Genomic DNA, 13,108 nt, shown 5'->3' with positions numbered 1-13,108 from the left:
AACCTGACGTTATTCCAGTGGCCTTCCACCTTGTCTTAATAAGGTATTAGCAAGTCGTTATAGCCGTCACCGTCGAAGTCCATCACCGATGCCCCACCCATTGTCGTCTTGATGTCGCCCAAGGAAATGTTTGCAGGCAAGGAGAAGACTAGCGGCTTTTCATAAGAGACGTTGCCGTTTGGGGAAACCTTACTGCGGCTGACATAAACATAGGTGTTGTAATGTGAGTGGGTGGTGCCATAACCCTGCCAGTCAATAACCTCTACCGGCGCCACTCTGATGATGTCGTTTACACCGTCGCCGTTGAGGTCGGTGGCAAAGAAACCCTTATCGGACTCTTTCACATACCACCTGTCGTCGTTCGTGCTCACGTCCATCTGGAGAGGAGATGCATCGCCTTTTGGCAAGAAGCTCCAATTCAGCTTCACAGGAGGGTATTTCTCACCCTTGCCGTTCTCTTCGCTTACTTGCACAAGTCGTGTCCATTTGGTTTGGCTACCATCAGAATTGTCGTCGTAGGTAAGCGTATACTTTCGATACGTATGGTTAGCACAGGCCGCGACGATAGAAGACAAACACACATCGAAGTTTCCTCTATCCACATACGCGGCAAAAGGCCTAGCATTCGTCCCTAGTTTCGCATACGAAAATTCGATATTATAAAACTTCCCTTTCCCTGTTTCATCCTTAGGTCCGTAGGAAATGTAAACTGGCCTGACAGTAAGACCGCTGTTGTCGTATGAATAAAATATAAAATTACCATTCTTATCTCGCACAGCACTGACATACCATGCGACACAGCCATGTTTCTTTTGGTCTAGAGAACCGCAAAAGAGCGTTGCATCGGCATCACTCGCATATTCATACTCCAATCCGTCAGCAGTAACCACCTTAAAGCACATCCCATCAACTTGAAATGGATGAAAACCGTATTGAAAAACCTTCGTAAAAGGATCACCCTCTACCGCATATACCACGCAAGAATCTTCCATCTCACCCGATTGGTATATCAGGCGTTTCCCATCTAAGTAGAGGTTATCGCTTGCGTTGAACTCTACTCCTTGTTGTTTGCCGTCATGAAAGAGGTCCTTATTCCCGCGAGTGATTACCGAGATACCGCTGATGTTCACGCCATACCCAGCCAGGCCATACCCCGCAGACTGACTATTGTAGGTTAAGCTTATTTTGGGCGTAAGCGGACCTGCATCAGGAACGTCTATCTTGATGTCGTAAATGGCAGCACCCGAATTGGAAACGTTGAACGAACAAGTAGGTGTGCCAACAACGTACATGTCGTTTGATGGGACTTCATCAGGCGGGATAACCGGCGGTATACGAGAAGAATCCTCTTGCCCAGGGCATGTACCTCCTCCATGAGGTGGTACGCATTTGTTCAACACAGGTGTTTCGCCGTTGCGTTTCGACACTTCTTGTGCCAAGTTTGCCAAAGGTAAAAATGCTAGGCAAAGCGTTATGAGATAAAAACGTCGCATAGTTAAATTGTTTAGGTGTTGAAAATAAATTCATGTTCAGTTTGTTAAGAGATTTCACGTATGCACGCAAGGCTCATCGCTTCACTATCTTCCATGCCGAGGTGTTTTCGCCCACCACGGCTTTCACCAGATATACGCCATCAGCACAATGCGTAATGCTGATTTCGTTTGTTCCGACAACTGCTGTCCCACGATAAACCAATGCGCCAGCGGCTGAATACACATAGAGCTCGCAACTACTGCCATTTGGTAACATAGGGACGTTTACACGGATAATGCCTTGGGCATAGCTATGCGTTACCCCTTCCATGCTTACAGGCATCCGTTCGTTTGCAGATTGGGTTTGCGCCTTAGCTTGTGCAACTTTTGATTTGGGTACTACGGCTTCGCGCGCCACCCTGTTTCCAGCAGCGTCGTAGCTGAACTTAATCTTGTGTTGGGCGGCTACCAACAGCGATGTCGCAAAGGCGACAATTGTAAGAAAAGCCTTTTTCATAATTCTTTCATCGTCCACTTTCGGTTAATAAACCCTTCATTGGAGTGAGTGGGCATGCGCTCCAAGGGTTGAGTGCACAAAAAGGTATGCACGCCATAGCTAGTAAAGTAACGAAGACAATTTGCCACTGAGGCGAATAGCAACTCCCCAATGGTCGGCAGTATCCGCCGCAAATTTACAAAAAAACACAAAACGCGCAAACATTTATCGATATTTTTTTGAATAAGCACTAAAAGATAAAATGCACACAGCTGACTTTTCCCCCTGAAACTCTACCGTGCCTCCCTTCATTGCAAAAACCATCATGCTAAAATTAACGCACAAATATGGTCATCATTATCGAAAACCAGGCATAGAACAGGGTGAAAAATCACAACAAGTGAGTATTGCCGAAAAAAGAAGTTATTGTTACTTTTGCGGCGTTATAACAGATTAGATTTCATAAAATACAAGTACAATGAAAATCAGAACAACCATCAGGGCACTTGTTATTGCATCTGCCTTGTTCTTCGGTAGTGCGTGGGGCATGGCTGCTAACCACGTTAAAGTGAGCGGCAAGTCGGGTGAGAGCGTGTTCTTCGCACTGGCCGACAAGCCTACGGTGACTTTTACTACCAACAAGTTGGTAATAACGGCAGGCAAACAAACCGTTGAATACCCACTGAACGAGTTCCGTTCATTCGAGTTCGCCGACCCTTCTTCTACGGGCATCAGCACCGCTCCCTCGCCAAACGAGAGCCAAGCCGTGTTCAGTTTCGGCCAATCGGTTCACGGCGAAGGCCTGCAACCAGGCTCGCGCGTGTCGATATTCAATGTTTCGGGGCAGCTAGTTGTATCGGCAACAGTCAACTCCGACGGCTCGGTAGACCTACCTTTGAAGGGCCAAACGGGCGTTTTCATCGTTAAATCCACATCAAGAACCTTCAAATTCATTCAGAAATGAAATATCTCTTTACACTTGTTTTCGCCATACTGGCGGGCGTAGCCACTACCAAGGCACAAACAGTAACCATCACCAAGTCCGACGGTTCTACCGTTACATATAAGGCCAGCGAGATTAAGAACATACAATTTACCAACGAAGAGTCGCAGGTAAAGCCCATCCACACCTTTACAGGCTACATCGTTGTCAACTCGCCCATGTTCATGGACACCTATTATGGCGAGGAAGCCAAGATGGAAATATTTGCACAAGGTAAGAAATCCATCTGCAAATTCACCGACGCCAAATGGGGAACAGGCACTTTCGAAGTTACACTCAACGATGGCGAAATAAGAGGTTCGGGCAAGATAAGTGTTGCCGACCCACATAAGGCAGGCCAAACCAAGGAATACGAAGCACTCATCTCGGGTCCCATGGCCGCCGTTAACATTTCCATAAAAGGCCTGATGGGCGGAACAACCATTAAATGGAGAAATGGGAAAGCTCCAGAAAAGGTTAAACTATCTGGCACATACTTGGGTGACAACTCCGTATCGGTGACGGGACTAACGTACGTAGCAAAGAACACAGGCTACAGCTTCTGGGTGAACGACGACGGCACATACACGATTATGGTTCTTGGCCAAAAGCTTGAAGGTACGCTTATGGGCGACTTAACCTTAGGTGCGTACACCATCAACAACCTTGTCTACGATAAGAAAACCGAAACGTTCAGCAAAGACTATTCGAATGATGGCTTGAAACTCAAGTTTAAGAAGGGAGCGGAAACGGAATATAAAGAATACCTACTGACCAAGGCCACCATCAAAGCAACCTTTGGCAAAGACGGCAGCCTGAAGGTAGAAAACAATTTCACTGCCGGCCACATGCCGTTCCCACTCCAAGGCGTGTTCAACGGTAAGATTTACAAAATGTAAAGCCGCCGTACAAGCTTTTATCCCTAGCAAGGCAGTAGAGATTATAAGGGAGAGACACAGCAAACCGCCTTGGGCTTGTGGCGTGTCTTCCCATCCCAATCTTCGTAGTGGGCACGCCTGGACCATTTGCCAGGCGTGCCTCTTAAAAAGTTCACCTCATAGCCTCAAAAACCCATGCACTCCATCATCAAACTGGCCTACAAACTAAGTATGGGTACGCTCATAGCCTTGGTTTCAGCCTGCACAGGACTGTTCGACGGCATCTACGACTCGCCCGACAAAGCTCCGAAAATAAATGCCAACCAGCTGGCAATAGACGCAAGCGATTGGCATAATTGGTATTACATCGACTTCGACTCGCTGCAAATGCTGGCCGAAGCTGGCGATGCAGATGCCTTTCTGCATGCCCGAACCCACTTCACGCCCTATCCCATCCCAACAATTAAAGACGAAACACAGGCAAACAACCAAACAGGCATCTACACGTATTGGTTCGACGTGTTTGGAAAAGGCTTACCACACAACGAGAAAAGAGACTTTAAACCCACTGCCAAACAGCCCGAACCGCCCGCATGGAGCATCGCCATACACCGCGACAACGTGCGAACCAACGGCGGAGCGGTGCTAGAAACCAACTATACATCGATGAGTCAGCTGCCACAAAGCAGCACACAGTTTATGGGAGCAACCTTCAAACCCGACGAATGGACCACCAACGAGGTTTGGGTAGACCAGTCGCAGATGGCCAACAGCCTCATTGGATGTCAAGGCATTCACATCAACCGCGTGCTATCTTCTTGGCTACGCCTCGACATTCCCCCCATGCCTCCCGCATTCAAGCATAACAGTCGGGTGTTTGTGGTGAAACTTAACAACGGAAAGTTTGTGGCCCTGCAACTAGAGAGCTACATCAATCCCACAACCGGCACCAAATGTTATCTCATCATTAATTATAGGTATCCCTATTAGAAGTTGACGAGTTGATAGGCGAAGCCATCTCTTCACCACATTAGGAGTTAAGGAATTATGGAGTTAAGGAGTTAAGCCAAATGCCAGGTGGCGGTAGCCATCTTTTCTCCATTAGGAGTTAAGGAGTTATGGAGTTAAGGAGTTAAGCCAAATGCCTAGGTGGCGGTAGTCATCTTTTAAGAGTTAAGGAGTTAAGCCAAACGAATAGGTGGCGTTAGCCATCTTTTCACCCTTTCACCCTTTCACCTTTTCACCCTTTCACTTTTAAAAGGCAGCCATCTTTTCACCTTTTCACCCTTTCACCCTTTCACCTTTTCACCCTTTCACCCTTTCACCCTTTCACCTCTAAAAGTCAACTTCACATCAAAATTACGCTCATGTTCCACCGCACATTCATCTTTTTATCCCTCATCACATCCCACATAACGGCCAACGCAGCTCTTCCTACCGACACACTTAACCGCACCATCAACCTCGAACAGGTGGTGGTTACTGGCACGCGAAGTCCGAAACTGTTGGCAAGCACGCCCGTTCTAACGCGCGTCATCACACGAAAAGACATCGAAAAGACCGATGCCACCAACCTGCGCGATCTACTTCAAACCTCCATGCCTGGCATTGAGTTCTCGTATGCCATGAACCAACAAACCCATTTGAACTTTGCTGGATTTGGCGGACAAAGCTTACTGATACTCGTTGACGGCGAACGCCTGGCAGGAGAAACGATGGACGATGTTGACTTTACCCGCTTGAGCATGGACAACGTTGAAAGGATAGAGATTGTTCGCGATGCAGCCTCGGCACTTTATGGCTCTAACGCCGCAGGTGGTGTCATTAACATCATCACCCGAAGTGCCACGCAGCCTTTTAAACTAAACCTTAACGCACGCGTTGCGCGCCACAACGATTGGCGACAAGGCCTGAGCATGCAACTGAAAAATGGTAAATGGGCCAACACCCTAGCACTTACCCACACTTCGATAGATAACTACGACGTAACCAACGGCCCTTCGCCCATATCGCGCGTTGTCACTACCATCTACGGCGATAATACGTGGAACGCCAGCAACCAGTTATCCTTCAATCCTGTGCGCGAACTGAAACTGACTGGCCGTGCTGGCTACTTTTTCCGCGAAACAACCCGAACGATAGACGCGCCCGAACGTTATCGCGACTTCTCTGGCGGCCTACGCGCACTTTGGCAGCCATCCGACAAGCAGCATTTAGAACTCTCCTACTCGTTCGATCAATACGACAAGTCGACCTATCTACAACAGTATCGCCTCGACCTTCGCTCTTACTCGAACGTACAAAACGCCTTCCGCCTGCTCTACACCCTCAACTTGCGGCAAGGCGACGTGCTTTCTCTGGGTGCCGACTGGATGCACGATTGGCTGTTAAACCCCAACCTCGAAGGGCGAACGCGCAAACAACGCTCGTGCGACGTCTTCGCACAATACGATCTCAACCTCGGCAAGGCGTGGGAGGTGGTTGGCGCACTACGACTTGACCACTTTTCCGACCACGCCAACACGCGCCTAACACCCAAACTAAGTCTTCGGCACACGCCCCTACCCCATTTAAACCTACGCTTGGGCTACGGCATGGGTTTCCGTTCGCCCACACTCAAAGAGAAATATTACAACTTCGACATGGCCGGCATTTGGCTTGTAACGGGCAACGCCAACCTTAAACCCGAAGTTAGCCACAACTTTAACCTCTCGGCCGAATACACGCGCCTGCATTATAACTTCACGTTGAGTGGCCATTACAATCTGGTGAGCGACAAAATAGCCACAGGCGCGCCTTTCTTCGCCAACCCATCAGAGCCTCTCCCCCACCTTCCCTACATCAATTTGGCGCAATATGCGGTGCTGGGCTTTGAGGCCACAGTGAAAGGAAAGTGGCAAAACGGTATGTCGGCACAGCTTTCATACTGCTTTACGCACGAACGCTTGCCCAAGGATAAGGACGGGAAACAACTGAACAACCAATACCAGCCTGCCCGAAAACATACGTTCACCGCGCATTGGGATTGGAGTCACCACTTTAACAAAACCTACCAGTTGGCTTTCAACATAGACGGACGTGCGCTTTCGCCCGTAGACAATCTGGAATATGTAGACTATTACGACCTGTCTAAGGGCACCAACACCATTCATTATCCCGCCTACACGCTGTGGAAAGTATCTGCCGTGCAGCAAATCGGCAGCATATTCACGCTCACACTATCGGTAGACAACGTGCTAAACTATCGCCCCCAGTACCATTACCTTAACTCGCCACTCACTGATGGAGCTAATTTTATGGTGGGAGCAGCAATCAACTTGTAAAGGTGAAAGGGTGAAAGAGTGAAAAGGTGAAAAAATGGCTTTAAAAGGTGAAAGGGTGAAAAGGTGAAAAGGTGAAAAAATGGCTAACGCCACCTATTCATTTGGCTTAACTCCTTAACTCCATAACTCCTAATGTTGAAAAGGTGAAAGGGTGAAAAGGTGAAAAAATGGCTAACGCCACCTATTCATTTGATTTAGCCCCTTGTTTCCTGAGCTATTGGCTTAACTCCTTAACTTCTAATAGTGAAAGGGTGAAAAAATGGCTAACGCCACCTGTTCATTTGGCTTAACTCCTTATCTCCTGAGCTATTGGCTTAACTCCTTAATTCCATAACTCCTTAACTCCTAATGGTGAAAAGATGGCTGCGCCTACAAACTTGTCAACTCGTAAACCTCTAAACTAGCCTACTCGCTAAATCTTCAACTTATCTTCTCGTTGGCTTGTTAACTAAACCTCTCGCCAACTAAACCACTTATCAACTCGTCAACTTATTGACTTGTTAACTTGTCAACTTGTTACTTTGTCAACTCGTTAACTTGTCATCTCGTCATCTCGTCAACTTGTTAACTTCTCAACTCGTTAACTTGTCAACTCGTTAACTTGTCAACTCGTTAACTTGTCAACTCGTTAACTTGTCATCTCATCAACTCGTTAACTTCTCATCTCGTCAACTTGTTAACTTGTCAACTCGTTAACTTGTCATCTCATCAACTCATCAACCAAACTACCCATCAACTAGCCAACTAATGTAAATTTTTCAGTGCGTTCTTTAACATTATGAGTGCCTTTTTATCCATCAAGTGTCCATCCAGTCGCAAAAAATCGATTCTCGCGGAGGTTGGTTTTGTTGCAAAAAGGGGTTAGCATGTGATTGCGACAAAATGAATTTTTATTGAAAAAGACCGCCGTTTGTACCCGTTTTTGGGCTGTTTGCTGCTAAATGTAGTGCAATATGCCGCTAAATGCAGTGTATTTTGGTGCTAAATGCAGTGCGTTTTGGTGCTAATTGCAATGCGTTTTGGTGCTAAATGCGATGCGTTTTGGTGCAAAACGCAAGGTAAAATGGTGCTAGATGCGTGACGAAAAGCATAAACATCCACAGCAATGGTATAAATAAAACCCCTTTGTGCCATGAAACATAAGGTTCTAAAAGGCGAAACAGCTGTTAAAAAGCAGGGTTTTAGGAGCTAAAAGCGGCGATTTGGGCTTGAAAATTTACGAGCTGACAACCAAAATAGAAAGGCAAAGTGATGCAAAATGCAGGTGATGCGCTCAAAAATGAGGTAAAACAGGAACGTGCAAGACTGAAAATAATAGCAAATAACTTGCATTTTAATCTAATTTTGTGCTAGAATGGGGTGGCAAGCTGCACGTGTTTTGTAAAATATTTCCACGAAAATTAACCAAAGACAGTAGTCAGAAAAACACTAAAAGCTAACCTCTAAACAATAGATTTCTCACACATCAGTTTACCCAGTATCTTCTTTCACCAGCAATTCTTGGCCAACCCCCATCGTCTTCGTGTTTCAGTTGGTTTGCCCAGCACCTCCTATCGCCAGTAATTCTTGGCCAAACCAATACATTTACTCCCCGATGCCTGATGCGTAGCGTTGCTAATGATAACATCGCTGCATATATAAGACATCGGGGAGCATCAAAAATACAAGCCTATTACTTAGCCTGCCGTTGGCTTAGGGTGCTTTTAAGTCGGCCTGCCTGCACATATTTTGGCCATGCGCCTAGACTTTTTTACTTCAAATACGACTTCAATCGCTTTTCAAGGAGCATGTAATGCGCTTTCAAATCAGGTGAGCCAACCTTTGGAATACACGACAATAGCAGGCGGTGCAGCTTTTGGGCATAAAACAGTTGGAACTCAGAAGTGCGGTTAACTGTTGTTCCCCACAATGGTTCGGGTTCGCCATAACCGTTGCCAAAGTTAAGGAAAGCGGTTGCGGCATTATCCGTCTGCCCGTCGGTTGTTGGGAAACAAGCGTGCGAGCCGCACCACTGATGTGCACCAGCAGAGCGAAGAGGGTATGCAGAAAGGTCTGTTTGTACGCTGTCGGCCTGCAAATTGTGCACATTGGGTGCCTGTTTCATGTCGGCCACACCCGATTGCAGCAAGTCTACATAAAGCCGTTGCATAGACAAGTCGGCCACAGACAGGTTCTCGTTGCCTGCAATGGTTTTCCCAAACACGTCGGCATAAACATCCTCCATGTATTCGAGCGGCGAATACGAGGTAGAGTCCAAGTAATAGGATATGGCCAACTTGGCATTGGCCATCATGGCCAACGATTGCACATCGCGCGCCAATATCTTAAACGGCTTATTAGCACCGTATGGCAGTTTACGCTCTAACGTATCGTTACCCAATGTGGCGAAGGTGCGCGCTTGGCGCAACAGCCACTGTGCCGATGCCTTCTGCTGGTCTTTGGGCACAACCTTATAGCGTGGCAAGCCCGACTTTTCGCTCGTTTGGTACAGGTAAATGCCGGGCACGTTTGCAAAAACATGGCGCACATAGCGCATGGCTTGCTGCAAAATCTCGTTATATAGTTCGGCCTTACGCTTGCCGCCATCCTCATCGCCAATCCATTTGTCGAGGTTCGACAGTATAAATCGCAAGTTGGCCATACCATAATCGCCAGCCTTTACGGGGTCGTTGCTCAAGTCTTCTTCAATGGCCGAGGGGTCGTAACGCGTGTTTGTCTGCTGCAAGCCATAGCGATAGAAGGGGTCGCCCTCGTGTTTGCCGACCAAGTTACGCAGCTGTTTGGCATCGTCTTCGTAACCTTTCGAGCCGCGGAACAGCCTATACGCCCATTCCACAGCATAGAAATCGTACACACCCAGTTGCGGTGGCGTAAGTCGCACGCCCCTATCAGCGGGTTGCGCCACGTAGTTGAAGCGTGCATAGTCCATAATCGAGGCCGTGGTGCCGTGCTTACGGGTGAACGTTGGCGAGCGCAACGAGTCTGTTGGGATGGCAGCCGATGCAGCCATGTTGTGCATAAAGCCCAAGGTATGCCCCACTTCGTGTGCAATGATGTATTCCAACGTCTGTTCCACAATGCTGTCGGGCATCTGCGCAGCACGTGCGGCGGGGTCTAACTGCGCCGTTTGCACCAGTCGCCAGTTGTCTATGGTGTTCACCACATCGTTGTAAACCAGCACCGTGGCATTGATTATCTCGCCCGTTCGTGGGTCGGTCCACGATGGTCCCATAGCGTTTTCAACGTCAGTAGGCAAATACCTGATGCAGGAATAGGCGAAATTGTCGGGGTCGAAGTCGGGATTGTCGGTGGGAAAGTCGGCTACTTGCATCACATTCTTAAACCCAATGCGTTCGAAAGCCTTGTTCCACCACAATATACCCGCCTTAATGGCGCATTTCCAAAGCGGTGGAAAGGTGTTTTCCACATAAAACACGATGGGCTTAACGGGTTCGGTGGGCGTTCCTGCGAAATAAGCGGCCGTGTCTTTGGGTTCTATACGCCAACGCTTAACAAACGTGGCCTTGTCTACCGAGCCATCTTTGGCCAACACGTCCTTGTTAATGAGAAACATACCCACGCGCGTATCGCTTAAACGGGGCGTCATTTGCTCGCTGGGCAACAAGGCAAGGGTGAAGTTAACGCCGATGGTTACGGGGTAGTTGGAGATGGGCGTGCCGCTCTTTCCCGACAAGCTAACCAGGTAATGGCGGTCCATCTTGATGCAGGCGTTGCGTTCGAACACCTTGAGCGCGGTTATTCTCGACAGGTTTTCCTTTAAAGACGAGCTTACCGAGTACGAACCCACATTCTTAGCAATGATGGGAAAGAAACGGTCTTCTTTCAAGAAGAACGAAGAGGCGTCGAACAATACCGAGGCATTGCCTGCACTGCGTGCCTTGATGGGGAAAGAAAAGAAGTCGAGATTGTCGTAGTTTAGCCTTGCGGCAAGGCTTGCCGCGGGACTATCTTTCGGGATAAACAAGTCGGTGTTTACCACCTGCATCACCACTGCGCTGTCTTTCTCGATAAAACGCACATGCACGAGGTTGGAGTTTTTAAAGCCCAAGTCGCCCATTTTGGGGTTCGATACCGACGAGATGGTGACCCCGATAAGCATGTCGCGCCCCAAAGATGCCTGCGGCAACTCAACCAATATCTTCCCATCCGTTTTGTGCAACGACACGAAAGCACCCCTACACGACTCGGTGGCGTGTTCGGTTAGTGCGCGTTCGTAGGCCGATTTCTTCTCGGTTTGCGTGGTTTGCGCCTTTTTCTTACGTTTGAAAAGGGGGAAAGCCGTTGCCGAAGAGCCTAGCACGACAAGCATCAGCGAAAGCGAGAAAATACGTCGCGACGTTGCGCTATATAATAAGGAGTGTTTCATTTGCCGTCCTCCAATGCCTTGTTCACCTTAAAGAGCAACATCTCATAGTGCGAGCGTGCATCGGGCGAAAGGTTAGACTTAATACATCTTTCGAGCAAGGGCTTAAGCCTTAGCAACGAACTGTAAAAATAGATAGCCGAACCATCGAGCAATGCGGCATCGACGGTGGGTGCAAGCGACGCTGTGGGATTTCCGTAAGCCGCTGCAATAGGCATGGCTGTTGCAGAAACCTCGCCTTGAAGTGCAGCCGGGCCGTTGCCGCCTTGCTTGTTGGCCTTGTCTACCACGGCTCGCGAGTAAGTGAGGTAAGCGCGCTGCAACACCCTTTCTTCCTGCGAAGGGGCTTTTTGCTGCTCCACGCTTTGGAAGATGGCAGAGAAGAGATCGTCGAAATATTCCTTTTGGCTATAACCTTGCGGAGATAGATGCGACGACACGGCCAAACGCGTGCGCACGCCAAAAAGGTCGTAACCAATAAACTCTAACAGTTGGTCGTAATAGCTAACCGATATGAAACTTTTCCTCTCGAATGTGGGATCGGCATAACGCTTAAAGCGCTTTGCCTGCGCCAAACACCACAGCATGGCTTGACGTTGGCGCGCCTTAGACACCACTTCGTAGCGCGGCACACCCGAAGAAAGTTTCATGTCGTTGAGGTATATGCCGCCCACATTGCTCAACACGCGCTTGAAAAAGGCATAACGTTGCTGTGCAATGGTGAGGTAAAGCTTTTCCTTTATGCGGCTATCCTCATCTTTTTTAACCCAATTATAGAGGTTGCGCTCCACAATTTGAAGGTTGCGCAAGCCATATTCGCTCGCCTTAATGGCATCGTTGCCCAACGCGTTCTCTTGCACACGGGGGTCCCAAGCCAGCGAAGAGGTGCGGAAAAAGCGGTAACGCGGGTTCGTAACGCGCTTATCTACCATCTTTTCTAATATGTCCGCCTCTTCTTTAACGCTTGTTTTTGCGGGGTCGAAGTAGCGATAGGCCCACTCAATGGCGTGCCTGTCGTACATACCCGTTGCCGAAGGCATGAGCACAACACCCTTGTCGGCAGGCTGGGCCACATAGTTAAAGGGCGTATTGGCCATAATCGAGGCGGCCAAGCCATTGGCGTGGGTGAAAACGGCGTTGCGAAGTGAATCTACGGGGAAAGCAGATGGAGGCACCAATGTTGTCGAGTAGTCCTAATACATGCCCCACTTCGCGCGCCACAAGATAGCGCAAGCCCTCGTTGAACTTGCTTTGTGGCAAGTGCGAAGTGCGCACTGCGGGGTCGGCAGCCGCTGTTCCGATAAAGAACCAGCGGTAAAGCTGGTCGCCAACGTTGGCAGGAACAAACACCGAGGCATTGATTATCTCGCCCGTTTGTGGGTTAGCCATGAATGCCGAAGACACTTTCTCTGAGGCACTAGGCACATAACGTATGCAAGAAAAGGAGATGTTGTCGGGGTCGAAGGCTTTATCTGCTGTGGGAAAGTCCACCGCTTCAATGGCTTTCAGGTATCCGGCCTGTTCAAAAGCCTTATTCCAAAGCTCCACGCCTTGCTTTATGGCCGCCTTCCAC

General features: G+C 48.6%; 7 protein-coding genes and 1 pseudogene. 4 read left to right on the top strand and 4 right to left on the bottom strand.

The features are described from left to right. Positions 1–35: 35 nt before the first annotated feature. A complete protein-coding gene (locus tag BN93_RS13555) occupies positions 36–1,292 on the bottom strand; it encodes a SpvB/TcaC N-terminal domain-containing protein (protein WP_198007529.1) in 1,257 nt (418 codons plus the stop codon). Between the two features lie 274 nt (positions 1,293–1,566). After that, positions 1,567–1,989, bottom strand: a complete 423-nt coding sequence (locus BN93_RS13550; protein ID WP_019188857.1) for a T9SS type A sorting domain-containing protein — start codon at positions 1,987–1,989, stop codon at positions 1,567–1,569. A 457-nt stretch (positions 1,990–2,446) separates the two neighbouring features. On the opposite strand from BN93_RS13550, the gene BN93_RS13545 reads away from it, so the two are divergent. From BN93_RS13545 to BN93_RS13530, 4 genes are all read left to right on the top strand, one after another. Then, on the top strand, positions 2,447–2,932 hold the full coding sequence (locus tag BN93_RS13545) for a T9SS type A sorting domain-containing protein (RefSeq protein WP_009231821.1): 486 nt from the start codon (positions 2,447–2,449) through the stop codon (positions 2,930–2,932). Next, positions 2,929–3,849 carry a calycin-like domain-containing protein gene (locus BN93_RS13540; RefSeq protein WP_009231822.1) on the top strand — a complete coding sequence of 307 codons (921 nt, stop codon included), beginning with the start codon at positions 2,929–2,931 and terminating at the stop codon, positions 3,847–3,849. The genes BN93_RS13545 and BN93_RS13540 overlap by 4 nt, the downstream gene beginning before the upstream one ends. 174 nt (positions 3,850–4,023) lie before the next feature. After that, positions 4,024–4,818 (top strand): HmuY family protein, encoded by a 795-nt coding sequence (locus BN93_RS13535; protein ID WP_019188856.1) that lies wholly within the window; start codon positions 4,024–4,026, stop codon positions 4,816–4,818. A 377-nt stretch (positions 4,819–5,195) separates the two neighbouring features. Continuing rightward, positions 5,196–7,151 carry a TonB-dependent receptor plug domain-containing protein gene (locus tag BN93_RS13530; RefSeq protein ID WP_019188855.1) on the top strand — a complete coding sequence of 652 codons (1,956 nt, stop codon included), beginning with the start codon at positions 5,196–5,198 and terminating at the stop codon, positions 7,149–7,151. Between the two features lie 1,750 nt (positions 7,152–8,901). On the opposite strand, the gene BN93_RS13525 is transcribed toward BN93_RS13530, so the two are convergent. Then, the gene (locus BN93_RS13525; RefSeq protein ID WP_084768830.1) at positions 8,902–11,481 is read right to left on the bottom strand and encodes a zinc-dependent metalloprotease; all 2,580 of its coding nucleotides are present in this window, start codon (positions 11,479–11,481) and stop codon (positions 8,902–8,904) included. A 53-nt stretch (positions 11,482–11,534) separates the two neighbouring features. Then, a pseudogene (locus BN93_RS13520) lies at positions 11,535–13,108 on the bottom strand (zinc-dependent metalloprotease); the annotation flags it as partial.

The sequence above is a fragment of the Prevotella conceptionensis 9403948 genome (assembly GCF_000312305.1).
Classification (GTDB): Bacteria; Bacteroidota; Bacteroidia; order Bacteroidales; family Bacteroidaceae; genus Prevotella; species Prevotella conceptionensis.
The sequence above is the reverse complement of the archived record's forward strand: the minus strand, read 5'-3'. Positions and strand labels throughout refer to the sequence as shown.